The 25,181-nt window shown below is 68.8% G+C and carries 21 protein-coding genes; 10 read left to right on the top strand and 11 right to left on the bottom strand.

Translation table 11 applies throughout. The features are described 5' to 3' along the window. Window positions 1-15: 15 nt before the first annotated feature. Window positions 16-1,146: a DNA polymerase III subunit beta gene (dnaN, locus tag SY2F82_RS26330; protein ID WP_200421633.1), complete on the bottom strand. Its 1,131-nt coding sequence runs from the start codon at window positions 1,144-1,146 to the stop codon at window positions 16-18. A gap of 937 nt (window positions 1,147-2,083) precedes the next feature. Then, window positions 2,084-4,030, bottom strand: a complete 1,947-nt coding sequence (dnaA, locus tag SY2F82_RS26335) for a chromosomal replication initiator protein DnaA (RefSeq protein WP_200421634.1) — start codon at window positions 4,028-4,030, stop codon at window positions 2,084-2,086. Window positions 4,031-4,455: 425 nt separating this feature from the next. Here dnaA and rpmH point away from each other — a divergent pair, with 425 nt between their 5' ends. From rpmH to SY2F82_RS26380, 9 genes are all read left to right on the top strand, one after another. Beyond that, window positions 4,456-4,593: a 50S ribosomal protein L34 gene (rpmH, locus tag SY2F82_RS26340; RefSeq protein ID WP_003956500.1), complete on the top strand. Its 138-nt coding sequence runs from the start codon at window positions 4,456-4,458 to the stop codon at window positions 4,591-4,593. A gap of 18 nt (window positions 4,594-4,611) precedes the next feature. Continuing rightward, window positions 4,612-4,986: a ribonuclease P protein component gene (gene rnpA / locus SY2F82_RS26345; RefSeq protein WP_200421635.1), complete on the top strand. Its 375-nt coding sequence runs from the start codon at window positions 4,612-4,614 to the stop codon at window positions 4,984-4,986. Continuing rightward, entirely contained in the window at window positions 4,983-5,336 is a 354-nt protein-coding gene (gene yidD / locus SY2F82_RS26350; protein ID WP_200421636.1) for a membrane protein insertion efficiency factor YidD, read from the top strand. The genes rnpA and yidD overlap by 4 nt, the downstream gene beginning before the upstream one ends. Before the next feature lie 3 nt (window positions 5,337-5,339). Next, window positions 5,340-6,629: a membrane protein insertase YidC gene (gene yidC, locus SY2F82_RS26355; protein WP_200421637.1), complete on the top strand. Its 1,290-nt coding sequence runs from the start codon at window positions 5,340-5,342 to the stop codon at window positions 6,627-6,629. A gap of 15 nt (window positions 6,630-6,644) precedes the next feature. Beyond that, entirely contained in the window at window positions 6,645-7,157 is a 513-nt protein-coding gene (locus SY2F82_RS26360; protein ID WP_200421638.1) for a R3H domain-containing nucleic acid-binding protein, read from the top strand. Between the two features lie 118 nt (window positions 7,158-7,275). Beyond that, on the top strand, window positions 7,276-7,992 hold the full coding sequence (gene rsmG, locus SY2F82_RS26365; RefSeq protein ID WP_200421639.1) for a 16S rRNA (guanine(527)-N(7))-methyltransferase RsmG: 717 nt from the start codon (window positions 7,276-7,278) through the stop codon (window positions 7,990-7,992). Window positions 7,993-8,306: 314 nt separating this feature from the next. Next, the gene (locus tag SY2F82_RS26370) at window positions 8,307-9,380 is read left to right on the top strand and encodes a ParA family protein (RefSeq protein ID WP_200421826.1); all 1,074 of its coding nucleotides are present in this window, start codon (window positions 8,307-8,309) and stop codon (window positions 9,378-9,380) included. Continuing rightward, a complete protein-coding gene (locus SY2F82_RS26375) occupies window positions 9,377-10,477 on the top strand; it encodes a ParB/RepB/Spo0J family partition protein (RefSeq protein WP_200421640.1) in 1,101 nt (366 codons plus the stop codon). The genes SY2F82_RS26370 and SY2F82_RS26375 overlap by 4 nt, the downstream gene beginning before the upstream one ends. 326 nt (window positions 10,478-10,803) lie before the next feature. Next, window positions 10,804-11,421 (top strand): GNAT family N-acetyltransferase, encoded by a 618-nt coding sequence (locus SY2F82_RS26380; RefSeq protein WP_103837289.1) that lies wholly within the window; start codon window positions 10,804-10,806, stop codon window positions 11,419-11,421. A gap of 101 nt (window positions 11,422-11,522) precedes the next feature. Here SY2F82_RS26380 and trxA read toward each other — a convergent pair whose 3' ends face one another. The 7 genes from trxA to SY2F82_RS26415 all read right to left on the bottom strand — a co-directional run bounded on the left by trxA (window position 11,523) and on the right by SY2F82_RS26415 (window position 21,344). Continuing rightward, window positions 11,523-11,855 (bottom strand): thioredoxin, encoded by a 333-nt coding sequence (gene trxA / locus SY2F82_RS26385; protein WP_103837288.1) that lies wholly within the window; start codon window positions 11,853-11,855, stop codon window positions 11,523-11,525. 41 nt (window positions 11,856-11,896) lie between these two features. Beyond that, window positions 11,897-12,868, bottom strand: a complete 972-nt coding sequence (gene trxB, locus SY2F82_RS26390; protein WP_200421641.1) for a thioredoxin-disulfide reductase — start codon at window positions 12,866-12,868, stop codon at window positions 11,897-11,899. Between the two features lie 186 nt (window positions 12,869-13,054). Beyond that, window positions 13,055-13,987 carry an anti-sigma factor gene (locus SY2F82_RS26395; RefSeq protein WP_200421642.1) on the bottom strand — a complete coding sequence of 311 codons (933 nt, stop codon included), beginning with the start codon at window positions 13,985-13,987 and terminating at the stop codon, window positions 13,055-13,057. Further along, the gene (gene sigM / locus SY2F82_RS26400; RefSeq protein WP_200421643.1) at window positions 13,984-14,697 is read right to left on the bottom strand and encodes an RNA polymerase sigma factor SigM; all 714 of its coding nucleotides are present in this window, start codon (window positions 14,695-14,697) and stop codon (window positions 13,984-13,986) included. The genes SY2F82_RS26395 and sigM overlap by 4 nt, the downstream gene beginning before the upstream one ends. 25 nt (window positions 14,698-14,722) lie before the next feature. Further along, entirely contained in the window at window positions 14,723-16,444 is a 1,722-nt protein-coding gene (locus SY2F82_RS26405) for a protein kinase family protein (protein WP_200421644.1), read from the bottom strand. Between the two features lie 118 nt (window positions 16,445-16,562). Continuing rightward, window positions 16,563-18,875: a murein biosynthesis integral membrane protein MurJ gene (murJ, locus tag SY2F82_RS26410; RefSeq protein ID WP_200421645.1), complete on the bottom strand. Its 2,313-nt coding sequence runs from the start codon at window positions 18,873-18,875 to the stop codon at window positions 16,563-16,565. A 45-nt stretch (window positions 18,876-18,920) separates the two neighbouring features. After that, window positions 18,921-21,344 (bottom strand): DUF6049 family protein, encoded by a 2,424-nt coding sequence (locus SY2F82_RS26415; RefSeq protein ID WP_200421646.1) that lies wholly within the window; start codon window positions 21,342-21,344, stop codon window positions 18,921-18,923. A 240-nt stretch (window positions 21,345-21,584) separates the two neighbouring features. Between SY2F82_RS26415 and SY2F82_RS26420 the strand changes: the two genes are divergently transcribed. Further along, the gene (locus tag SY2F82_RS26420) at window positions 21,585-23,057 is read left to right on the top strand and encodes a CCA tRNA nucleotidyltransferase (protein ID WP_200421647.1); all 1,473 of its coding nucleotides are present in this window, start codon (window positions 21,585-21,587) and stop codon (window positions 23,055-23,057) included. A gap of 113 nt (window positions 23,058-23,170) precedes the next feature. On the opposite strand, the gene SY2F82_RS26425 is transcribed toward SY2F82_RS26420, so the two are convergent. Continuing rightward, window positions 23,171-23,743 (bottom strand): hypothetical protein, encoded by a 573-nt coding sequence (locus SY2F82_RS26425; RefSeq protein ID WP_200421648.1) that lies wholly within the window; start codon window positions 23,741-23,743, stop codon window positions 23,171-23,173. Window positions 23,744-23,859: 116 nt separating this feature from the next. Continuing rightward, a complete protein-coding gene (locus tag SY2F82_RS26430) occupies window positions 23,860-25,122 on the bottom strand; it encodes an MFS transporter (protein WP_200421649.1) in 1,263 nt (420 codons plus the stop codon). Window positions 25,123-25,181: the final 59 nt, after the last annotated feature.

A 25,181-nucleotide genomic window follows, 5' to 3' on the forward strand; every position in this document is an offset into this window, starting at 1 on the left:
GACTGTGGACGACCGTCAGCCGCTGAGACGCACCGGCATGATCAGGTACTTGTACGCCTCGTCCGCCTCGGCGTCGATGGCCGGCTTGCCGCCCAGCAGCGCGGGCTTCGTGGACGTCGTGAAGGACAGCTGGGCCACCGGAGAGTCGATCGCGCTCAGGCCGTCCAGCAGGAAGGTCGGGTTGAAGGCGATCGAGATGTCGTCGCCCTCCAGCTGGGCGTCGACCCTTTCCACAGCCTGTGCGTCGTCGCTGGAACCGGCCTCCAGGATCAGCACGCCCTGCTCGAAGCTCAGCCGCACCGGGGTGTTGCGCTCGGCCACCAGCGCCACGCGCTTGACGGCCTCCACGAAGGGGGCGGTCTCCAGGGTGGCGACCGAGTTGAACTCCGTCGGGAACAGCGTGCGGTACTTCGGCAGGTCGCCCTCCAGGAGGCGGGTCGTCGTCCGCCGCCCGGCGCCCTCGAAACCGATCAGGCCCTCGCCCGCGCCCGAGCCGGACAGCGCCAGGGTCACGCTGTCGCCGCTGGTCAGCGCCTTGGCGGTGTCCAGGAGCGTCTTGGCGGGCACCAGGGCGACCGCGGACGCCTCCGGGTTCTCCGGCTTCCACAGGAACTCGCGGACCGCGAAGCGGTAGCGGTCGGTGGAGGCCAGCGTGACCGTGTCGCCCTCGATCTCGATGCGCACACCGGTCAGCACGGGCAGCGTGTCGTCACGGCCGGCGGCGATCGCGACCTGCTGCACGGCGGAGGCGAAGACCTCGCCGGGGACCGTGCCCGTCGCGTTCGGCATCTGCGGCAGCGCCGGGTACTCCTCCACAGGCAGTGTGTGCAGGGTGAACCGGGAGGAGCCGCAGACCACCGTCGCCCGTACACCGTCTGTGGAAATCTCCACCGGACGGTTGGGGAGTGCGCGTGAGATGTCGGCGAGGAGGCGGCCGGAGACGAGGACCGTGCCCTCCTCCTCGACCTCCGCCTCCACGGACACGCGCGCGGAGACCTCGTAGTCGAAGCTGGACAGGCTCAGCTGGCCGTCCTCGGCCCTCAGCAGCAGGCCGGCGAGGACAGGCGCCGGCGGACGGGCCGGGAGGCTGCGCGCCGCCCAGGCCACTGCCTCCGCGAGTACGTCGCGTTCCACCCGGATCTTCACCGTAAGCCGCCTCCTGCTGTTGCCGGCGCTCTCGCCCTGCCTGGCCTTCGTCGTCTGACTCGGTGTCGTGGGTCCCGGTGAGGGGAAGGACACCGGGGACCAGTCTGACGCACCCCACTGACAGTAGGTGCCTCTCGGGGTCAAGTCGTGACGAGGGGCAGTCGGGAGCCGGAGGGCGAGTTGTGCACAGACCCCGCTTCCAAGCGAATTCCCCGGTCTCTCTAGTTGGGAGTAGTAGTAGGGCCTGTGGAAACCGTGGATAACCGCGTTGTCCCAGGTCGGAGGCGGAATTTTGTCCACGGGGCCTGTGGGCGCAGCCCGTGGACAACCAGGGGTCTCTGTGGAGAACGGAAAGTTCTGCACACCCCGTGCACAGCCTCGGGGCACTTCTCCCCAGTGCCGTCCCCAGCTTTACACGCCTTTCCCACAGGGCAACCCAGCACCTTGGTGTGACGCCTTTCACTCCGGTCGGTGAGGAGGCGCGTCGTGTTGCCGAACAGTGGACAGGACTGTGGAGAAGCTGGGGATCACTGGGGACAACCCGCCTCAGCCTGTGGGTGGCCGGTGGACAACCCCGTGCACAGCCTGTGGATCTTCTCCTCGTCCACAGACTGTGGAGATTCCCCGTCCACGAATCCACAAGCCGGTGAGCTGGCCTGATGGTTCTTCCCCCGCACCCCCTGTGGACACGATCTGGACAACTCCGCGGTCCCCAGGATGTGGACGGAAGAAAGTCACCGGATCTGTGGAGAGTGGCCGTAACCCGGGAGGTAATCGAACAGCGGGTGTCGCAGGGCATCCGTGGGCCGGGGCGCGGGCAAGCCGCCCTGAGCCCGAGGGGAACGCAAAAGGAGGCGCCCCGGGGTCTTGCCCCGGGGCGCCTGCGGAGGCGTAGGACCGTCCGCGCCGGCCCGTGCCGACCGCGTCAGCCGTTCTGTCAGCCGTTCTTGATGCGGTTCGTCAGTTCCGTCACCTGGTTGTAGATGGAGCGCCGCTCCGCCATCAGCGCGCGGATCTTGCGATCGGCGTGCATCACCGTCGTGTGGTCGCGGCCCCCGAACTGCGCGCCGATCTTCGGCAGCGACAGATCGGTCAGCTCACGGCACAGATACATCGCGATCTGCCGTGCGGTCACCAGGGCGCGGCCGCGCGAGGTGCCGCACAGGTCCTCCACCGTCAGCCCGAAGTAGTCGGCGGTGGCGGCCATGATGGCCGTCGCGGTGATCTCGGGGGCCGTGTCCTCGCCGCCCGGGATCAGGTCCTTGAGCACGATCTCCGTCAGGCCCAGGTCCACGGGCTGCCGGTTGAGCGACGCGAACGCCGTCACGCGGATCAGCGCGCCCTCCAGCTCGCGGATGTTGCGCGAGATCCGGGAGGCGATGAACTCCAGCACCTCCGGCGGCGCGTTCAGCTGCTCCTGTACCGCCTTCTTGCGCAGGATCGCGATGCGCGTCTCCAGCTCCGGCGGCTGGACGTCGGTGATCAGTCCCCACTCGAAGCGGTTGCGCAGCCGGTCCTCCAGGGTGACCAGCTGCTTGGGCGGCCGGTCCGAGGACAGCACGATCTGCTTGTTGGCGTTGTGGAGGGTGTTGAAGGTGTGGAAGAACTCCTCCTGCGTCGACTCCTTCTGCGCCAGGAACTGGATGTCGTCGACGAGCAGGATGTCCATGTCGCGGTAGCGCTTGCGGAAGGCATCCGCCTTGCCGTCGCGGATGGAGTTGATGAACTCGTTGGTGAACTCCTCCGAGCTCACATACCGCACGCGCGTGCCGGGGTACAGGCTGCGCGCGTAATGCCCGATCGCGTGCAGCAGGTGCGTCTTGCCGAGCCCGGACTCCCCATAGATGAACAGGGGGTTGTACGCCTTGGCCGGTGCCTCGGCGACGGCGACGGCGGCGGCGTGCGCGAAGCGGTTCGAGGCACCGATCACGAACGTGTCGAAGAGGTACTTGGGGTTCAGGCGCGCGGTGGGCTCGCCCGGCCCGGTCGCCGGCGCGGGCTGCGCGGCCAGCGGACCGGGGGCGCCGGTCGTGGGCAGGTTCGGGCCGACCGGGCCCCCTCTGTGCACATGGCCGTTGCCGGAGGGCGGCTCCGGGAGCTCACGGCGGTCGGGCCGCTGCTGCTCGTAGTCGGGGCGCCCGCTGTCGTACTCCGAGCGCCCGCTGTCGTAATCCGGGCGTCCGCCGTCGTAGTCGGGTCGTCCGCCGTCGTAGTCCGAGCGCTGCTGCTCGTACGGCGACCGGTCCAGGGACTGCGCACGGTAGTCCGGTGTCGCGTACGGGTCGCGCTCGGGGAAGCCGAGCCGCTGCTGCTGCCAGCCGTAGTCGTCCTGGGTGGGGCGCGGCCAGGCGCCGGGCTCAGGTCGCTGGTACTCGCCCGGGTACGCAGGCCGGGCGGCCGGGAGCTGGTCGGCGCGGGCGGGCGGGAGCTGGTCGCCGGGACGCTGGTCGGGGCGGCCCGCGCGGTGGTCGCGGTGGTCGCGGTGGTCGTCGGCACGGTGACGGCCGTACCCCTCGTAGCCGCCGCCGTCATAGGCGTCGCGGCCCTGCGGAGAGGGCAGCTCGGGCTCGTCGTAGCGGGACTGGGCGGGCGGGGCGGGCGGCTCGCCCGCGGAGTCGTCGACGGTGATCGCGATACGGATCGGGCGGCCGCACTCACGGCTCAGCGTCTCGCTGACGATCGGCGCCAGCCGACCCTCGAGGACACCCTTCGCGAACTCGTTCGGAACGGCGAGCAGGGCGGTGTCGGCCACCAGCGCCAGCGGCTGGCAGCGCCTGATCCAGTGCTCGTCCTTCGCCTCGACGCCCGGCCCGTGGCCCTCACCGAGGAGCTGCTCGAGTACTCGCGGCCACACTGCGGCAAGATCGGCGGGTACGTCAGCCACAGGGCACGCTCTCTCACAGGTCCCACGAACGTGTGGTTGCGGGACGGGTCGGGATGTGAATCGGTTCGGTCAGGTCGGGAGCAAAACTGCTCGGGCAGGGATAAGGGAACGAATCGGAGTCCAGTCACGGTAGTCAGGGCGGCCCGTGCGGTTCAAGTTGTTGTCCCCAGCCTGTGGACAAGTGTCCCCGACCGGCCACCGGTTTGACCGGATGGCGCAGCCCCGCGTACCGTAACCAGGTCGAGTTGTCGATGGCTGCTGCCGCCTGCCTCCGATGGGCACAGATCACGTACCAGTGTGCCGACCAGGGCACATTTCGGTGATCGGGAAGCGGTGCACTCGGGCGTAATGCGAGCTACTCGTGGGCGCACGGTGACAGCCAGGCGACACCCCGCCACCCACCGAATCATTACTGGAGCCCCCGAGTGAGCAAGCGCACCTTCCAGCCGAACAACCGTCGTCGCGCGAAGACCCACGGCTTCCGGCTGCGTATGCGCACCCGTGCCGGCCGCGCCATCCTGGCGTCCCGCCGCAGCAAGGGTCGCGCCCGTCTGTCCGCCTGATCGCGTACAGGTCATGACGTGCTGCCTACCGAGCATCGGCTGAGGCGGCGCGAGGACTTCGCGACCGCGGTACGCCGAGGACGCCGGGCCGGACGCCCGCTTCTCGTCGTCCACCTACGTAGCGGTGCCACGGACCCGCACGCGCCTGGGGAGAGCGCTCCCCCGACGCGTGCGGGTTTCGTCGTGAGCAAGGCCGTGGGTGGAGCGGTCGTACGCAACAAGGTGAAGCGCAGGCTTCGCCATCTGATGCGTGACCGAGTGGCCCTGTTGCCCCCCGGTAGCCTGGTAGTCGTACGAGCGCTGCCCGGTGCGGGTGACGCCGACCATGCACAGCTGGCCCGAGACCTGGATGCCGCCCTGCAGCGGCTGCTGGGAGGAGGGGGCGCGCGATGAAGTACCCGCTGCTGGCTCTGATCAAGCTGTACCAGTGGACGATCAGTCCGCTGCTAGGGCCCGTTTGCAAGTACTACCCGTCGTGTTCCCACTACGGCTACACGGCCATCGACCGGCACGGTGCGATCAAGGGCACGGCACTGACCGCCTGGCGCATCCTGCGGTGCAATCCGTGGTCGCTCGGCGGTGTGGACCATGTCCCGCCGCGCAAGCGTCCGCGGTGGCACGAAATGCTGCGTGACGCCTGGCGTGCACGCAAGGGCGGGCCCTCCGCCGCCGAACCGGCCACCGCGGGGAATCTCCCTTCGAGCCCGGCCGCAGAGACCTCGTCCCATGCCCAAGGAGCATGATTAGTGGACACGATTGCCAGCCTCTTCAGCTTCATCACCACACCCGTTTCGTGGGTCATCGTCCAGTTCCACAAGGTGTACGGCGCGATCTTCGGCGCCGACACGGGCTGGGCCTGGGGCCTGTCCATCGTGTCCCTGGTGATCCTTATCCGTATCTGCCTGATCCCGCTCTTCGTGAAGCAGATCAAGGCGACCCGGGCCATGCAGACGCTCCAGCCCGAGATGAAGAAGATCCAGGAGCGCTACAAGAACGACAAACAGCGTCAGTCCGAAGAGATGATGAAGCTGTACAAGGAGTCGGGTACCAACCCGCTCTCCTCGTGCCTTCCCATCCTGGCGCAGTCTCCGTTCTTCTTCGCCCTCTACCACGTGCTCAACGGCATCGCGACGGGCAAGACGATCGGTGTCATCAACGACCCGCTGCTTGCCAGCGCCCGTAAGGCGCACATCTTCGGCGCCCCGCTTGCCGCGAAGTTCACGGACGGCGCGGACAAGGTCGCCGCGCTCGGCGCCTCACTGACCGACGTCCGGGTCGTCACCGCGGTCATGATCGTCCTGATGTCTGCGTCGCAGTTCTACACGCAGCGCCAGCTGATGACGAAGAACGTCGACACGACGGTGAAGACGCCGTTCATGCAGCAGCAGAAGATGCTGATGTACGTCTTCCCGGTCATGTTCGCCGTCTTCGGCATCAACTTCCCGGTCGGTGTCCTCGTCTACTGGCTGACCACCAACGTGTGGACCATGGGCCAGCAGATGTACGTGATCCACAACAACCCGACCCCGGGTTCCAAGGCCCAGGCCGCTTACCTGGAGCGCCTGTACAAGCACGTCACGCACCACGGCAAGATCCGCCGGCGGAGTGAGAAGGCCATCGTCAAGGCGATCGTCGCCAAGGGCCGCGACCGCAACGAGTTCGAGCGCAAGTTCATCAACGGTCTGACCAAGGCGGGCCTCGCGGCCCAGCCCGACGGCACTGTGGTGAAGAGCGAGGTCACGGCCGCCGCCACCGCCGATGACGCTACGACGGCCGCCGGTGCCGCCGGCCCGAAGCGTCAGCAGCCCAAGCGGCAGAGCAAGGCGCAGCGCCAGTCCGGTGGGGCCAAGCCGGCCGGGGGCTCCGAGCCGACGTCCTCCTCGCCGTCGCTGGACAAGGCCGATGAGCCGCAGGACACCAAGCCTGCCGGTGCCGCCAAGAAGACGACGCAGCAGCCCGGCAATGGCGCCCGTAGCCGGGCCCAGTCCGGTCAGCGCAAGGGTCCGCAGCGGCCCAAGTCCCCGTCCAAGAAGTAAGAAGGAGTCCATCCCGTGACGGAAGGCACCACCTCCGCCGCTGCCGAGGGTGCAGACACCCTGACCCGCCTGGAGCAGGAGGGTGAGATCGCGGCGGACTACCTCGAGGGTCTGCTGGACATCGCCGATCTCGACGGCGACATCGACATGGACGTCGAGGGCGACCGCGCGTCCGTCTCGATCATCAGCGACACGGGCAGCCGTGACCTGCAGAAGCTGGTCGGCCGTGACGGTGAGGTGCTGGAGGCGCTCCAGGAGCTCACGCGCCTGGCCGTGCACCGGGAGACCGGCGACCGCAGCCGCCTGATGCTCGACATCGCGGGCTTCCGCGCCAAGAAGCGCGCCGAGCTCTCCGAACTCGGCGCCAAGGCGGCGGCCGAGGTCAGGAGCTCGGGCGAGCCCGTGAAGCTCAAGCCGATGACGCCGTTCGAGCGCAAGGTGGTGCACGACGCGGTCAAGTCCGCGGGCCTGCGCAGCGAGTCCGAGGGCGAGGAGCCGCAGCGCTTCGTCGTCGTGCTGCCCGCCTGAATCGGTCCGTACGTCTCTCCGGCCCCGTCTGTAGCGCAGACGGGGCCGAACTTTGTCAGCCTGGTAGTTCTGGTGATCGGCGCTGGTCGCGCTGATGCGGTACGGAAGGACGGTCCCCGTGACGGAGGCAGCGGAGCTCCCCCCTGCGCCCGAACAGGCACGTGACGTATTCGGTGATCGCTTCGCGGATGCGGTCCGGTACGCCGAGCTGCTGGCAGAGGCGGGCGTGCAACGAGGGCTGATCGGCCCGCGCGAGGTGCCCCGCCTGTGGGAGAGGCACCTGCTGAACTGCGCGGTGCTCTCGGAGGTCGTCCCCGAGGGGGTGACGGTGTGCGATGTCGGCTCGGGCGCCGGCCTGCCCGGCATTCCGCTGGCGCTCGTCCGGGAAGACCTGAAGATCACGCTGCTCGAGCCGCTGCTGCGGCGCACCAATTTCCTCACCGAGGTCGTCGAGCTGCTCGGCCTTGATCATGTGACCGTCGTTCGCGGTCGCGCCGAGGAGGTCATGGGCAAGATTCCGCCGGTCCATGTCGTGACCGCGCGGGCGGTGGCTCCGCTGGACCGTCTGGCCACCTGGGGCATTCCGCTGCTGCGTCCCTACGGGGAGATGCTGGCCCTCAAGGGCGACACCGCGGAAGAGGAGCTGAAGAGTGCGGCCACCGCTCTGGCCAAGCTCGGTGCGGTGGAGACGTCCATCCTCCATGTAGGGGAGGGCATCGTGGACCCGCCGTCGACCGTGGTGCGGGTCGAGGTCGGGGAGAGCCCCGGTGGGGTGCGGTTCGCGGCCAAGCGGGCTAAGGCGGCCCGGACGGGGCGGGCACGCCGACGTCGTTGATCTGGCGGTTGTCTGATCTGGTCTGAGTGTGGGCGGTACGCCACACAAGCTGCCAAACCTACGCATCTCGGAGTGTCGCGGGGGCCCGGCCGCGGCTGCTGTGCATCGTGTTTCACGTGAAACGTCGCTCACTGCTGCACGGCATCATCAGTCGCGGCCGGGCTGCGGCCGAACCCCGCGAACGTAAGCCTCTCCGATCGCTCGGAAAACGGTCCACTCATAGCGAGGTGTCCCCCGTGGAGGGTACGGAGTTGTCCACAGAGGTGGATTTCTCCACAGAAGACCAGACCTCACTGGTTCACAACCCCGAAGGCATGGGAGGCTCTGTTCATTGCGAGCCTGATGTCGAGGAGAGTGAATCCTTGCGGTCCGACGCCAACATCGCGGGACCGATGACCGATCCGGTCCCCGGTCCCCGTACCGAGTCGATGGGGGACGATGTTTCACGTGAAACACCGCCCCCGATGGACGACACTCCCATCGGTCGTGCTGCCCAACTTGCGGTGGAGGCACTGGGTCGTGCCGGCGAAGGACTGCCGCGGCCCGAGCAGACCCGGGTCATTGTGGTCGCCAACCAGAAGGGCGGTGTGGGCAAGACGACGACGACCGTCAATCTCGCCGCCTCCCTCGCCCTGCACGGCGCCCGCGTCCTGGTGATCGACCTGGACCCGCAGGGCAATGCGTCCACCGCGCTGGGGATCGACCACCACGCCGAAGTCCCGTCCATCTATGACGTGTTGGTCGAGAGCAAGCCGCTCGCGGAGGTCGTCCAGCCCGTCCCTGATGTGGAAGGTCTCTTCTGCGCTCCCGCCACGATCGATCTCGCGGGTGCGGAGATCGAGCTGGTGTCCCTGGTGGCCCGGGAGAGCAGACTTCAGCGGGCGATCCAAGCCTATGAGCAGCCGTTGGACTACATCCTCATCGACTGCCCGCCCTCTCTTGGCCTGTTGACGGTCAACGCCCTGGTCGCCGGGCAGGAGGTGCTCATCCCGATCCAGTGCGAGTACTACGCGCTGGAGGGTCTGGGGCAGCTGCTTCGCAATGTCGATCTGGTACGGGGGCACCTCAACCCGGCCCTGCATGTGTCGACCATCCTGCTCACCATGTACGACGGCCGGACGCGTCTGGCATCCCAGGTCGCGGAAGAGGTGCGCAACCACTTCGGCGACGAGGTGCTGAGGACTAGCATTCCTCGCTCGGTCCGTATTTCCGAGGCGCCGAGCTATGGACAGACGGTGCTGACTTACGATCCAGGATCGAGCGGTGCCCTCTCGTATCTTGAGGCGGCACGTGAAATCGCGCTGAAGGGTGTCGGCGTCCACTACGACGCACAGCACGCCCATGTCAGCGCGCGGACGGAACAGAGCATGGTGGAGGGGATTCAGTGAGCGAGCGACGGAGGGGGTTGGGCCGTGGTCTCGGCGCACTGATCCCTGCTGCCCCGACAGGGGACAAGGCGACGGCTCAAGGGGCGGGGGGCGGCGGTGCACCCGCCTCACCGGCGGCGCCTGTCCTGACGACGGAACGGGGAGTGGCGGCCGCGAAAGTGGCCACGCTGTCGACTGTTTCACGTGAAACCGAGGACACGTCCGTGCAGGGCGCGGTGGAAACGACCGCGTCGCCGATCGGTGCCCACTTCGCCGAGCTGCCTCTCGACGCCATCACCCCGAATCCACGGCAGCCGCGTGAGGTGTTCGATGAGGACGCGCTCGCCGAACTCGTCACCTCCATCAAGGAGGTCGGCCTTCTCCAGCCGATCGTGGTACGGCAGGTGGGCCCGGCGCGCTACGAGCTCATCATGGGCGAGCGGCGCTGGCGGGCCTGCCGTGAGGCCGGCCTGGAGGCCATCCCGGCGATCGTGCGAGCCACGGACGACGAGAAGCTGCTCCTGGACGCCCTCCTGGAGAACCTGCACCGAGCGCAGCTGAACCCGCTGGAAGAGGCCGCCGCCTATGACCAGCTCCTGAGGGACTTCAACTGCACCCACGACCAGCTGGCCGACCGCATCGGCCGGTCGCGTCCCCAGGTGTCCAACACCCTGCGGCTGCTGAAGCTGTCGCCGGCGGTGCAGCGTCGGGTGGCCGCCGGGGTGCTCTCCGCGGGACACGCCCGGGCGCTGCTGTCCGTGGAGGACTCGGAGGAGCAGGACCGGCTGGCGCACCGCATCGTGGCCGAGGGGCTGTCCGTGCGCGCTGTCGAGGAGATCGTCACGCTCATGGGGTCCCGGCCGCGCAGTGCCCCGCGTTCCAAGGGGCCACGTGCCGGTACCCGGGTTTCCCCGGCGCTCAGCGATCTGGCGACGCGGCTCTCGGATCGCTTCGAGACCCGGGTGAAGGTCGACCTCGGACAGAAGAAGGGCAAGATCACCGTCGAGTTCGCCTCGATGGAGGATCTGGAGCGGATCCTCAGCACGCTTGCCCCGGGCGAGGGGCCGGTCCTGCATAAGAGCCTGCAGGACGGCGATGCCGAGGAGCCGGAGGACTGAGCCGTCCGGGTGAAGCCGGTCGCGGACCAGCGACTCTCCGGGTGGGCCGTGTCCGGTGTGTACCGGAACACGGCCCGCTCTTTGCTTTCAGGCAGTATCGATCGAATCACCAACGTGGATACGATGCGTTCGGGTATGGCGCATCCACCTGACGGCACCTTGATCGGGGAGGCGGAGGCCATGCGAACCATGAGCCGTACCGGACTGGTGACCGCGGGCCTGAGTGTGGGAGCGGTCGGCGGGTTCGTCGGCAGCCTGCTCAGGGAGCGGAGCGCTCTGACAGCCGCCCGCAGTGCTGCGGGCGAAGGAAGCGAGGAACTGCCTTCATGGGGCGTCGGCTCGTACCGCTCACGCTGGACAACCTTCCGGATCTTCCCAAGCGCTGTCGCGCGTGTGTCTTCTGGGAACTGGACCCCGTCAGCGGAGAGGCGGCGGTAAAGGCCGGCACGTCCGCGCTCGAAAAGGAAGCCTGGATCTCCGCCGTCCTGCTGGACTGGGGTTCCTGCGGCCGGGTGGTCTATGTGGACGACGTACCGGTGGGTTTCGTGCTGTACGCGCCGCCCGCCTATGTCCCGCGTTCCACGGCCTTCCCTACGAGCCCGGTGTCACCGGACGCGGTCCAGCTGATGACCGCCTTCATCATGCCCGGTTACCAGGGCCAAGGGCTTGGCCGGGTGATGGTTCAGACGGTTGCCAAGGATCTGTTGCGTCGGGGCTTCAAGGCGATCGAGGCCTTCGGCGACGCACGCTGGAAGGAGCCGGCGTGCCTGCTGCCCGCCGACCATCTGCTGGCCGTGGGATTCAAGACGGTACGGCAGCACCCGACGTACCCTCGGCTCAGGCTGGAACTGCGCTCGACGCTCTCCTGGAAGGAAGACGTCGAGCTGGCGTTGGACCGTCTGCTGGGAGCCGTGCAGAAGGAGCCGGCACTGCGGCCTCTGTAGCCGGGGTCATGCGTAGGGGCCGACCCCTGAAGGTCGGCCCCTACGCGTTTCACGTGAAACATTGCCACCTCACTCGGCGGCTTCGTTCGGCGCCTCGCCGTCTACTCGGCGATGAAGTCCTCGAGGTCGCGAACGATCGCGGCCTTCGGCTTGGCACCGACGATGGTCTTGGCGACCTCGCCACCCTGGTAGACGTTCAGGGTCGGGATCGACATGACGCCGTACTTGGCGGCCGTCGCCGGGTTCTCGTCGATGTTGAGCTTGACGACCTCGATCTTTTCGCCGTACTCGGCGGCGATCGCCTCGAGCGACGGGGCGATCTGGCGGCAGGGGCCGCACCATGCCGCCCAGAAGTCCACCAGGACGGGCTTGTCGCTCTTGAGGACGTCCTCCTCGAAGGAGGCGTCGGTCACGTTCTTCAGGGTGCCTGCCACGGCGGGCTCCTTACCTCGGTGATGCGATGGCGAAACGGGGGTCAGACGGTGGTCTTCTCGGGCTCGGCCTGCTGCTCGCTGTCTGCGAGGGCGGCGAGGTAGCGCTCTGCGTCCAGGGCGGCGGAGCAACCCGTGCCGGCGGCGGTGATCGCCTGGCGGTAGGTGTGGTCGACGACGTCGCCCGCGCCGAAGACACCGGTCAGGTTGGTGCGGGTCGAGGGGGCGTCCACCTTGAGGTAGCCCTCCTCGTCGAGGTCGAGCTGGCCCTTGAACAGCTCGGTGCGCGGGTCGTGACCGATCGCGATGAACAGGCCGGTCACCGGCAGCTCGGTGAGCTCCCCCGTCTTCAGGTTGCGCAGCGTCAGGCCCTCGAGCTTGGGGTTGCCCTTGATCTCGGCGACCTCGCTGTCCCACACGAACTTGATCTTCGGGTCGGCGAAGGCGCGGTCCTGCATCGCCTTCGAGGCCCGCAGGGTGTCACGACGGTGGACGACGGTGACGGACTTGGCGAAGCGCGAGAGGAAGGTGGCCTCCTCCATCGCGGTGTCGCCGCCGCCGATCACGGCGATGTCCTGGTCCTTGAAGAAGAAGCCGTCACAGGTGGCGCACCAGGAGACTCCGCGGCCGGAGAGGGCGTCCTCGTTCGGCAGGCCCAGCTTGCGGTGCTGGGAGCCGGTGGCGACGATGACGGCCTTCGCCTTGTGCACCGTGCCGGCGGTGTCCGTGACGGTCTTGATCTCACCGGTGAGGTCGACGGAGACGATGTCGTCCGGAATCAGCTCGGCACCGAAGCGCTCGGCCTGCGCGCGCATGTTGTCCATGAGCTCGGGGCCCATGATGCCGTCCTGGAAGCCGGGGAAGTTCTCGACCTCGGTCGTGTTCATGAGCGCACCACCCGCGGTGACGGCGCCCTCGAACACCAGTGGCTTCAGCGACGCGCGCGCGGTGTAGAGCGCCGCCGTGTAACCGGCGGGCCCGGAGCCGATGATGATCACGTTACGGACGTCGCTCACGGCTTGATTCCTCGTCTCTGGAGACTGCTGCTGCCTACTGCCGGTGGGAGCCTCGCTCGGCGCTCTCACCCCACCCAACGGATCCTAAGGGGCCCGCATTCCCGGTGTGTCCGGGCACACGGAGACGCGGCACCGCACACAGTTCCCAATGACACCCGGATAGGAACCGGTCCGGGGTGCGAAACCTCAGGAGCGGGCGTACGAGTGCGTCAACAGCACCTTGCCGGGGGACCCCGAGGCCTGCTTCACGCAGGCCGCATCGACGATGTAGGCCGTGACCTTCGTGCTGTCGGAGGCGTCGGGGGTGACGAGGAGATAGACGAGGACCCCCTGGTACACGCCCTTGTCGGCGGCGAGGACGCTCTCGTCGGTGGTGATGGCCTGCTGTACGCAGGTCGGCACGTTGACAGTGGTGTCCTGGAGTGTCTTGTTCGGCCGCATGCCTGAAGATCCGGCCGTGCCGGGTTCGGACTGGACGCCCCAGGGCTTGGCACTGGCGGAGCCGCCCTCGTCCGTCTTCCCGGCGAGCAGGTTGGTGACCTGGCTCTGCAGCGTGCCGGCGGAGTAGGTGTGCGCGGCGTCGGTGTGCTGCGGCCTGGCCGTGGTGCTCTTCCCCGTGTCGCCGCCCAGCGTCTGCACCAGCAGGACGCCCAGACCCACGGCCGCAGCTGTGAAGACGGCGGCCATGGCGACGGTCCTGCGGCGGCCGCGACGGGTGCGCTGGGCGCGGCCCGGTCCGGTGGCCGCACGGGCATGGCCCGAAGGGCGGTCAGTGGCGGCAGGGGGCGCTGTTTCACGTGAAACATGCGCAATGAGTTCAGGGGAACCGACACTCGCGCTCTCGGGTGCCGACGCTGGTGCCGCGACGTCCCTCAGCGCCTCCACGGCGAGCGCGGCATCGATACGGCTCGCCACATCGTCGGGCATACGGGGCGGGCCCGGAAGCGTGCCGAGGAGTCCGCGGATCTCCCCCAGGGAGTCGTAGACGTCCGCACACAGGGGGCACTCGTCCAGATGCCGCCGCACGTCCTCCACACGGGAGGGCGGCAGAAGACCTTCGCAGAGGTCGGAGAGCTCCTCGACGTCCGGATGCCCGGCCATATCGGTCGTGGATGTCACGCTCGCCCACCTCCGCCCTTCACAGCAGCTGAATCGCTTGGCCCTGCGTCATGTGGTCCTGCTGCGGGTGGGACGGATGCCCCCTGAACCCGGTTCCGTCCACCGCCCGACTTCTTGACGTCCTCGCCGCCGCCCTCCGCGCGCAGATGGGTGAGCAGCGGCAGCAGTCTGGCTCTACCGCGGGCACAGCGGCTCTTCACCGTGCCCGTCGGCACATCGAGGATGCGGGCGGCCTCCGCGACCGGGTAGCCCTGCATGTCCACGAGGACGAGCGCGGCACGCTGGTCCGGAGGCAGAGTCCTCAAAGCCTCCAGCAGCTGGCGGTGCAGATCATTCCGCTCGGCCGGCGCCGAGGCCGACTCATGCGGCTCCAGGAGCTGCTCCAGCCGTTCGGTGTCGTCCACGGGAGAGGTCTTCCTGGAGGCCGCCTTACGGGCGCGGTCCAGGCACGCGTTCACCGTGATCCGGTGCAACCAGGTCGTGACGGCGGACTGGCCCCGAAACGTATGGGCCGCCCGGTAGGCAGAAACCAGAGCGTCCTGAACGGCGTCGGCGGCATCCTCACGGTCCCCAAGCGTCCGCAGCGCCACGGCCCACAGTCGATCGCGGTGCCGGCGGACGATCTCACCAAAGGCGTCGGGGTCGCCCTCCACGTGACGGGCGAGGAGGTCCTGATCGCTTGCATCGTCGTATGCGGTGCCATCCGCCATCGGACCCCTCCCCCCTTGATGATGCTCAGCCGGTGAACTTCACATCGGTGATGGCCTGCTTGTAGCCCGCACCGCTGTAGCCGTCGCTCGGTGCCATCGGAACATCGGTGATCCACAGCAGGACGTACTGCGTCTTGAGCGTCTTCGTCGCCTTCACCGTGAGAGAGGTTCCGCTCGTGGTGGCGGTTCCGATCTCCCTCATTCCCGCGATCCCTGTGGAGGGGGACAGCGAGTCCGTGGCATACAGGTGAACGGTCGTGTGGTCGCCCGGGTAACGGAGCCCTATGGACGCAGCCATGATCCCCTTGGGGGAGCCGAGGTCATAGACGATGCCCACACCGGGCTTGTAGGGCGCCAGCTTCGGGCCGTCCTCGTAGCGCTTGGTCCGCCAGTATGTGGAGCTGTCCCCGTCGTACGTGTTCTTGACATCCTCAGGGGCCTGCGCGTCACCGCTCGCGACGTACTCTTGCGCACCCTGGATCTTGATCTGGGTGAGCGGCTTGGGCGTGATGCCGCCGTTCTTGTCGTTCCCGTCCGTCGTATGCGTCTGGTTCGTGTTGTCCGACTTCTTGCCCTGGTTCATCAGGGCTTCCGCGAGTTGCCAGCTGCCCAGGCCCAGGGCCGCGATCAGCAGCGCGGAGACCGCCCACTTGAGGGCCTTGCCCGTGCGGCTCTGCAGCGGGGGCGGCGGGGCCGGTACGGGCTGGGTGATGCCCGGGTGGGCCGCGGGGCGGCCGTACGTGCCCTGCTGGTACGTCGTGCGCTGGTAGTCGGGCGGCGCTGTGAACGAGGGCTCCGGCGGGCGGATGCGGGGCATCTCACCGATCGCCTTGACCAGTTCCTCGGGCGTGGTGCACGGGGCCTCGTGGCGGGAGGCGGTGGCACCGTCGTTGGCCAGCGCCCGCATGGCGAGTTCGGACAGACCGCGGTGTACGCCGGCGCGCACCTGGTCGGGGGCGATCAGGCCGACGCCCTTGGGCAGCCCCGACAGACCGTAGGCGTCGTCCTCGTAGGGCCAGCGCTGGGTGAGGGCGGCGTACAGGAGCGCGCCGATGGCCTCCGTGTCGGTGCGCTGCGGGGTGTCGGAACTGATGCCGCGCAGGGCGGCGTTCACCGCGAGGCCGCGGATGCGCCACTGGCCCGAGGAGGTGCGCAGGATGGTGCCGGGGTTCAGGCGGAGATGGGAGAGGCCCTCGCGGTGGGCGGCGGCCATGGCTTGGGCCACCTGGGTGACCATCTGGTAGGCGTCGTGGGCTTCCAGCGGTCCGGTGGCGAGCAGCGTGGTCAGTTCGACGGCGTCGGGCAGCCATTCGTGCACGACATAGACGAGGTCGTTCTCCTCGACCGCGTCCAGGACCTGCACGAATCGCGGATCGCCCAGCAGCGCCGAGGAACGGGCCGCGGCCAGCACGGAACGCGCTCTGGTGTGGTCCGAGGGAAGAACATGAATGCCGACGGCGCGGCGGAGTTTTTCGTCCATCGCACGCCAGCTGCTGAATCCGTCCAGACGGGTGACGCACTCCTCGAGACGGTAGCGTCTGGCGAGCTTGTGGCCGCTGTGCAGCTCCGGTGGTGAGGCCTTTCCGGGACGCTCGGTCCCGCCGCTCCCCTGCGGCTCGTCGCTGTCCGTGTCCCGCTCCCGGTCCTGGGCCACCCCGTCGGACGTGGACTGGTCCGCCTTGGCGGTCAGCGGCTCGTCACCGCTGTTGTCTGCCACGTCGACGGCAGCCGTGCTCCGTTCCGCCACCGTCGTACCTGCCTCCCCATCCGTTGCGCGCTGTCCGACGCAGAAACCAATTGTGCCCACAGTCCGCCGCTATGCACGACACACGGCGGCGGACAATGGTTGTGCGCGTACCCCCGCCTCAGCGCCCCAGGCGCCCGCGGACCATGCCGACCATTGAGTTGAGTTCCTCGATGCGCATCTTGCGTGCGGCGACGTAGAAGACGCCGAGAAGCAGGGCGCCACCGCCGACGAGGGCGGCCAGCGAGCCGACCACCCCCTGCCCCAGCGTGTGGCCGATCTCGTAGCAGGCCGCTCCGCTCAGCAGCGCGGCCGGCACCGAGGCGATGCCCAGCCGTGCGTACGTCCGCAGCACCCGGGCGCCGTCCAGGTCGCCGCCCAGCCGCTTGCGCAGTCGGGCCCAGGCGACACCGACGCCGATCGCGTACGCGAGGCCGTAGGAGCCCGCCATGCCGATCACGGCCCAGCGGGCCGGGAGGACGAAGTAGCAGACGGCTGAGGCCCCCGCGTTCACAGCGGCCACGATGACCGTGTTGTAGAAGGGGGTGCGGGTGTCCTCGTACGCGTAGAAGGCGCGGAGGACGACGTACTGCACGGAGTACGGGATGAGGCCGAGGCCGAAGGCCATCAGCATGTAACCCATGTTGGTGGCCTCGCTGGTGCCCGACGAGCCGAAGATCAGGGTGCACATCGGGATGCCCAGCGAGACGAACCCGAAGGCGATCGGCACGATCGCGACGGCCGTGGTGCGCAGGCCCTGCGAGATGTCGTCGCGGACCGCTCCGCCGTCGCCCTCTGCCGCCGAGCGCGAGATGCGCGGCAGCAGGGCCGCCATCAGGGAGACGGTGATGATCGCCTGCGGGAGCCCCCAGATCAGCTGGGCGTTGGCGTAGGCGGCGAAGCCGGTGCCGTCGACCGGGGAGTGCTTGCCCGCCGAGGTGGACAACTGTGAGACGACGAGCGCGCCGGCCTGGTTGGCGAGGACGAACAGGACGGTCCACTTGGCGAGCGTCGCGGCCTTGCCGAGGCCATGGCCCTTCCAGTCGAAGCGCGGCCGCAGCCGGAAACCGGTCTCGCGCAGGTACGGGATCATCGCCAGGGCCTGTACGACCATGCCGAGCAGCACGCCGATTCCGAGCAACCGCTGCCCCTCCGGCGGGATGTTCGTCACCTTCATCCCGGAGTTCGCCGCGCTGCCGTACACCCAGATGAATGCGCCGAGCGTCACGATGATGACGATGTTGTTCAGGACCGGGGTCCACATCATCGCGCCGAACTTCCCCCGCGCGTTGAGAACCTGACCCATCACCACGTGGATGCCCATGAAGAAGATCGAGGGCAGGAAGTAACGGACGAAGGTGACGCCGACCTCGTTGGCCGCCGGGTCGCTGGCGACCGAGTCGGACAGCAGGCGGATCAGGTAGGGCGCCCCCAGGATCGCGACCACGGTGAGCCCACCGAGCGCCACCATGACCAAGGTCAGCAACCGGTTGGCGTACGCCTCGCCGCCGTCCTCGTCCTCCTTCATCGCGCGCACCAGCTGCGGCACGAAGACGGAGTTGAGGCCACCGCCCACGGTGAGGATGTAGATCATCGTCGGCAGCTGGTAGGCGACCTGGAAGGTATCGCCGAGGAGGCCGACGCCGAGCGCCGAGACGATCAGCGCCGAGCGGATGAACCCGGTGAGCCGGGAGACCATCGTGCCCGCCGCCATCACGGCGCTGGACTTCAGCAGGTTCGAGGCCCGCCCGCCCTTCTTCCCTTCGGGCGCGGGTGGCGCGGCGGGCTCGGCGGTGGCCTCGGGCGCGGCCGCCGGTGCCGCGTCGGCGGCCGTTGAAGGGGCGGCGTACGTCCGTTCCTGCGGGGACGCCTGGGCGTAGGCCGGTGCCGGGTACGGCCCGGCCGGACCCTGAGCCGGTGCGGGGCCCGGTACGGACGGCTGCCGCACGGACGGCTGTCCGCCGCCCTGCTGCTGGTCCCTGAACAGGTGCGCGAAGGCGTCCGGCTCGTGGCGCTCCTGGCCGGCCTGGGTGACGAGGTCGTCGACGCCCACGAACTGGGTGGTGCGGGCGTCGTCGCCGTACGGCAGGTACTGCGACGGTCCCTCCGGCTCGGGCGCCGGCGGCTGGGCCCACACGCGAGGGTCGGGGGTGTGTTCCGGAGTCGGCGGCTGGGCGTACAAGGGCTGCTGCGGCTGGTACGGGCCAGGGGGCGGCGGGGGGTGCGCCGCGCGGTCGTAGAGCGCCTCGGCCACCGGGTCCTGAGCGGAGAGGTCGTGCGCCTGGTAGGGGTCCTGGTGGTAGGCGTCATGGAGGTACATGTCGGCCGGGGGCTGCGGCGGTACCTGATCGGGCTGGTGCGGTGGCGGGCCCTCGGGGTAGCCCGAGCTGCCCACGGCGCCCTGCTCGCGGTCACCGTCGTACGGCGCGTTCATGGTTACCCCACCTCGTTGTCCCCGGGCCCTTGGCCACGACATCGCTCAACGGTCCACTCTCTCACCCGTCCCGGACGGGTCGGTGCTTTCCGGTGCGGTGTCCGGCCCCGGGTCACTCGGGTGCTCCGGGTCGTCTGCCCCGGTCTCCGTGTCCGACTCCTGTGCGGGTGCCGCTGCGGATCCTGCGGTGTCCCCAGTGTCTACGGCGGCGTCGGCGGCCTTGTTCAGACCCCCGTCGTCCGCGTGCTGCGGGTCGTCCTGCCGGTCCTCCTCGGCCTGCCGTGCGGTCAGGCGCTTGCGCTGGGTGTACATGCGGAACCCGGCGAGCACCAGCAGCAGGACACCACCGGCGATGACGAGCATCACCGTGGGAGTGATCTCGGTGACGTTCACGTCGAAGGTGATCGGAGGGCCGTACGCCTGCCCGTCCTCGGTGAACAGCTGGGCGACGACCGCGGCCCGTCCGTTGGCGTTGGCCGTGGTGGTGAACTTCACGGACTGGCTGTGCCCGCCCGAGACGGAGATGGGCTGCTCGGAGTAGGGGCCGTTGCCGATCTTCAAACGCGTCGGCTGTTGGGAGGTGAGGCGCAGGACCAGGTGGTCGACCCCCTGCATGAGATTGTTCTGCACCGTCACGGGGATGGTCGCGCTGCGGCCGGAGAGCTTCGTCTCGGACTTCTCGATCAGCCGCACCTGATCGGTGAGCCCGTCGAGGTATGACTCCACGCCCTGGCGGAAGGCCGAGGCTTCGGAGGCGTGCCCGCGCCACGAGGTGGACATCGAGCGGTCTATGGCCCGCCCGAAGGGGGTGACCACTCGTGCGGGGTCGGTCAGGATCACCTTGAAGCTGTCGAGCTTGTCCTGCGTGTTCTCGATCTGCGCGAACGCGGACCGCGGAAGTTCCTGCCTGCGCAGCGAGGAGGGGTAGCGGGACGCGGCCGGCACCTTCGTCGTGGCATCCGGGTCCGGCTTGGCCTTGGCGGCCACCGACAGATCGGCCGACTCCGACCAGTGGCTGCCCTGCAGGGCCGTCAGCGCCTCCGCCATCGACTGGGCCTGGCTCGAGGACGGCATCCGCGGAGGAGCGACCACGATGCTGCGCTGCTTGTCCGGCTCCTCGAGGTTGATCATCAGACTCTGAGCCAGGAAATCCTGCACGGCGAGGGTGGAGCTCGCGGCCGAGGTCATGTCGCCGTCGAACGCGCTCGACAGGCCGTCGTCCGAGACCACCGCCGTGGTGCCGCCCCCGATGGGGCGAGCGGCGGTGGGCGTGTAGGACAGGCCGCGGGTCTCCTGGAGGCTGTCGCTGCGGGCGATCACCTTGTCGGCGCCGGCCGAGGTGGCGACCTTGATGATGGAGGGGTCGATCGCGCCGTCCACGGGCCAGGCGAAGTCGGTGTCGGGTTTCACGTGGAGGATGGTCTCCACGGTGCTCGCGGCGACGTCCGTGGCGTCCTTGAGGTGGCTGAGGGAGCCGGTGACGTTCTTGCCGTTGTGGGCGAGCGAGGCCAGGTCGGGGTCGCCGTAGGGCAGAGCGACGACCTCCTTGTTCTGGACCGCCTTCTGAAGGTCGGCGAGCCACTGCTTGGCGACCGCCTGACTCTTGCCCGCCGTGACCTTGTCGCCGTCGCCCTTGACGCTGTAGCTGCCCGCCATCGCGTCCACGGAGGCGAGCAGGTCGGGGTCGACCACCCAGGTGACGTCGAGGTTCCTGCCCTGTGAAAGGAGCTGCGAGAGACGGCCGCCCGGGGAGATCTCCTTGGCCAGGTCGTCGTTCTGGAAGACGGGTGTCTGCTGCTGGTTGGGGAGGGTCTCCGCGGTCATGTGGGCATCGGAGACCAGCGGCCACAGGAACGTCGTCTGCGTCTTGGCGGCGTTGTCGGGCTGCCAGGGCAGGAACGTCCGCTGGATGCCGAGTACCTGCTCGTAGGGTTGCGCGGCGGTCTGGCCGGAGAGCGAGACGCCGAGGGGGTAGACCCCGTCGGAGCCGAGGTCCAGCTCCTTGACGGGCACGGAGATGCTGAATTCCTGGGTGGCACCGGGCGCGAGCTGGGCGAACTTCTCGACGTACTTGCCGCCGACCTCGGTGCCGTCGACGCCCGGCAGGTAGCCGGTGCGCCGGGCGACGCTGTCGATGGACGCGCGATTGGTCAGCTCCTGGCCGACGCGCAGGCCCACGTGGGCGTCGGTGACGGCCTGCCTGCCGTTGTTGGTGACCGTGCCGGAGACGGTGAGGGTGTCGCCGTCGGTCGGCACGCTGGGGCTGAGCGAGTCGAGGGAGACAGTGACCGCTCGGGAGCTGCCGGCCTCCACCGCGGCGCTCCTGACGGCGGCGTGCGCGTCCGGGCCGGCGGGCAGCTGCAGGAGGCCGGCCAGCAGGGGTGCGCCCGCGAGCAGCGCTCCGGTACGCCGGAGCCACCGGCGGGCAGGTGAGGAACTCATCCCCTGGAAGTCTGCCGCCTCGGCCACGCGCTCGCCCGTCCCTCGTCGTCAGTGGTCGTCGGAATGTGCGTCCCCGCATGGTAACGATGTGCGCGGAAGGGAAGTGCCGCGGTCCGCACCACAAGATCGGAAAGGGAGCGGGGCCGTCCCGTCATGGCGGGACGGGGAAGGCCGGCCGCGACTGACTGTTTACGGTCGTTCACGGAACGCTCGCGACGGTTTAATGCGGGCGCCCGCCATCGCCCGGGACACGTACCCTTTTCTGTTGTGCCGAACGCCAACGCAGACAATCCCCGTGCCCTGAGTCAGGTGCAGCAGCGCGCCGTGAGCGAACTGCTGCGGGTCTCCCCTGTCGCCGACGACCTCGCCCGCCGCTTCAAGGAGGCGGGCTTCTCGCTCGCTCTGGTCGGTGGCTCGGTGCGGGACGCCCTCCTCGGGCGGCTCGGCAACGACCTGGACTTCACGACGGACGCCCGTCCCGAGGACGTCCTGAAGATCGTGCGGCCGTGGGCGGACGCCACATGGGAGGTCGGGATCGCCTTCGGCACGGTGGGGGCTCAGAAGGACGCCCGCGTCGGAGACGCTGTCCAACGCTTCCAGATCGAGGTGACGACGTACCGGTCGGAGGCCTACGACCGCAGCTCGCGCAAGCCCGAGGTGTCGTATGGCGACTCCATCGAGGAGGATCTGGTCCGGCGCGACTTCACGGTCAATGCGATGGCCGTCGCGCTGCCCGAGAAGGAGTTCATCGACCCGCACCGGGGGCTCGACGATCTCGCCGCCCGGGTGCTGCGCACCCCCGGGACCCCCGAGGAGTCGTTCTCGGACGATCCACTGCGGATGATGCGGGCTGCCCGCTTCGCGGCTCAGCTGGACTTCGAGGTGGCTCCCGAGGTCGTCACGGCCATGAAGGAGATGGCCGGGCGCATCGAGATCGTCTCCGCCGAACGCGTACGGGACGAGCTGAACAAGTTGGTCCTGTCCGCCTACCCGCGCAAGGGGCTGACGCTGCTGGTCGAGACGGGGCTCGCCGATCACGTCCTGCCGGAGCTGCCCGCCCTGCGGCTGGAGCGTGATGAGCACCACCGGCACAAGGACGTCTATGACCACACGCTGATCGTCCTGGAGCAGGCGATGGCGCTGGAGCAGGACGGACCCGATCTGGCGCTGCGGCTCGCCGCGCTGCTGCATGACATCGGAAAGCCGAAGACGCGCCGTTTCGAGAAGGACGGCCGTGTCTCCTTCCACCACCACGAGGTGGTCGGCGCGAAGATGACCAAGAAGCGGATGACGGCGCTGAAGTACCCCAACGAGCTGGTGAAGGACGTCTCCCGTTTGGTCGAACTGCACCTGCGCTTCCACGGCTACGGCACGGGAGAGTGGACGGACTCGGCGGTGCGCCGGTACGTCCGTGACGCGGGCCCGCTCCTCGAGCGTCTCCACAAGCTGACCCGCTCGGACTGCACGACCCGCAACAAACGCAAGGCGGCCGCGCTCTCCCGTGCGTACGACGGCCTGGAGGAGCGCATCGCCCAGCTCAAGGACCAGGAGGAGCTGGACGCGATCCGCCCCGACCTGGACGGCAACCAGATCATGGAGATTCTGGGCGTCGGCCCGGGGCCCGTGGTCGGTCGGGCGTACAAGCACATGCTGGAGCTGCGCCTCGAGAACGGCCCGATGGGGCATGACGCTGCGGTGTCCGCGCTCAAGGAATGGTGGGCCGAGCAGGGTGAGGGATGACGGAACGGGGTCATGTTTCACGTGAAACATGACCCCGGAACGCCACCACGGCACGCACGAAGGGGCGATGTTTCACGTGAAACATCGCCCCTTCGTGCGTGCCGTGGGTCGATCTACTTCTTGAGCTCGTTCAGGCAGAGCACCACGTCGTGGCCGCCGCCGTACTGAATGTAGGAGATCGTCGCGTCCTTGACGCCCTGGCACTTGTTTTCATCGCTGGTGCCGTCAAACTTCTGGACGACCTTGTACTGGGCGTTGCTCGAGGAGCAGTCGACGTCCTTGAGGTCGGGCTTGGAGTTCGTGCCGTCGTTGTGCATGCAGGAGCCCACCGACGTCGTCTCCGCGTCGTCGCGGGTCAGGAACCAGCCCGCACCGAATTTGATGACGCCGATGATGACGGCGATGACGATGGCGCCGATGATCCGTATCGCCTTCTTGCTGGCGCGCTTGCCGGGCCCCGCCTGCGGCGGCAGCGGCGCCGGGGCACCCTGCTGCTGGGGGAAGGGGGGATACGGCTGCTGCTGCTGCGGGTATCCCTGCTGCTGCGGGTACGTCTGCTGCGGCGGATAGGGCTGCTGCGGAGCGTACGGCTGCTGCGCGACTCCCGGCTGGCCGAGCTGCTGCCCCATGGGCACGGTGGGCTGCTGGGCGTACGGATTCGTGCCCTGGGGCGGCGGAGTGGTCACTTTCGGGGTCCCCCTCGAACGCGGGTGCGCATTGCGCGAAATAAGACGCCCGTAAGCTACAGGTCTGCACTGACAACCTTGAACTCGCCTGGTGCTCCGTAGCCTTGATGTGACACTTACTGGCGCTCAAAGCGGGACATAGACAATGCAGCTGTCGCGTAGACCACGGCGACCATGACGACCAAAGCCGCTGATCGGCCGTCAGGGGGCAGCATCAAGGCGGCGACCGCGGCCGCGCCGACGAAGGCCACGTTGAAGAGCACGTCGTAGACCGAGAAGATCCGGCCGCGGAAGCCGTCGTCGACCGAGAACTGAACGATCGTGTCAGTGGAGATCTTCGCGCCCTGTGTGGTCAGCCCGAGGACGAACGCGGCCACCAGCATGGGTCCCGTGGCGAACGGCAGGCCGAGCGAGGGCTCCAGTACGGCGGCGGACCCCGCGCACACCGCGATCCAGCGTCCGGGACCGAGACGCCCCGCCGCCCACGGCGTCACCACGGCCGCGGCGAAGAACCCGGCCCCGGAGATGCCCAGCGCCAGTCCCAGCAGGGCCAGCCCCTGGCGCGGGTTCGCGGACAGGGCGTAGCGGCAGAGCATGAGCAGGAGGACGAGCAGCGCGCCGTAGCAGAACCGCATCAGGGTCATCGCGGTGAGCGCCCAGGCGGCCTCCCGGCGCGGGGGTGCCGTGAGATGCCGTACACCGGCCACCAGATCCCGCGTGGTGCCGACCAGCACGGCGCCAAGACGTGGCTGCACCGCGTCACCGTCCGGTCCCAGCGCTCGCGGAGCCAGGCTCAGCGATGCGAGGGCCGATCCCAGATACAGGAGTGCACCCAGCAGCACCACCGCGGCATCGGAGTCGGCGATCACCAGCCGTACGGCGAAGGCGAGTCCGCCGCCCGCGGTGGCGGCGAGCGTGCCCGCCGTCGGCGAGAGCGAGTTGGCCATCACCAGGCGTTCGGCGTCGACCACCCGGGGCAGCGCCGCGGACAGGCCGGCCAGGACGAAACGGTTGACCGCGGTGACGCACAGCGCGGAGACGTAGAAGAGCCAGTCCGGTACATGGCTCACCATCAGGACGGCGGTCGCGCAGGCCAGCAGGGCCCGCAGCAGGTTGCCGTGGAGGAAGACCTGGCGGCGCCGCCAGCGGTCCAGCAGGACCCCCGCGAAGGGGCCGACGAGGGAGTAGGGCAGGAGCAGCACGGCCATGGCGGAGGCGATGGCGGTGGCCGAGGTCTGCTTCTCGGGGGAGAAGACCACGTACGTGGCGAGCGCGACCTGGTAGACGCCGTCGGCCCCCTGGGACAGCAGTCGTACGGCGAGCAGGCGCCGGAAGCCGCTGAAGTGCAGGAGGACGCGGAGATCGCGCACGACGGACATGGGGCACAGCCTCACATACGTGCGGGGTCCCCGGGCACAGACCCGGGGACCCCGCACGA

It is taken from the genome of Streptomyces sp. Y2F8-2, assembly GCF_014905555.1.
Classification (GTDB): Bacteria; Actinomycetota; Actinomycetes; order Streptomycetales; family Streptomycetaceae; genus Streptomyces; species Streptomyces cynarae.

Bases quoted from the DNA above. Each gene is read 5' to 3' on its own strand.
- murJ (WP_200421645.1), bottom strand. From the start codon at position 18,875: ATGAACGCGCCGTACGACGGTGACCGCGAGCAGGGCGCCGTGGGCAGC.
- yidD (WP_200421636.1), top strand. From the start codon at position 4,983: ATGAAGTACCCGCTGCTGGCTCTGATCAAGCTGTACCAGTGGACGATC.
- SY2F82_RS26430 (WP_200421649.1), bottom strand. From the start codon at position 25,122: ATGTCCGTCGTGCGCGATCTCCGCGTCCTCCTGCACTTCAGCGGCTTC.
- SY2F82_RS26380 (WP_103837289.1), top strand. From the start codon at position 10,804: ATGGGGCGTCGGCTCGTACCGCTCACGCTGGACAACCTTCCGGATCTT.
- SY2F82_RS26370 (WP_200421826.1), top strand. From the start codon at position 8,307: ATGGGAGGCTCTGTTCATTGCGAGCCTGATGTCGAGGAGAGTGAATCC.
- sigM (WP_200421643.1), bottom strand. From the start codon at position 14,697: ATGGCGGATGGCACCGCATACGACGATGCAAGCGATCAGGACCTCCTC.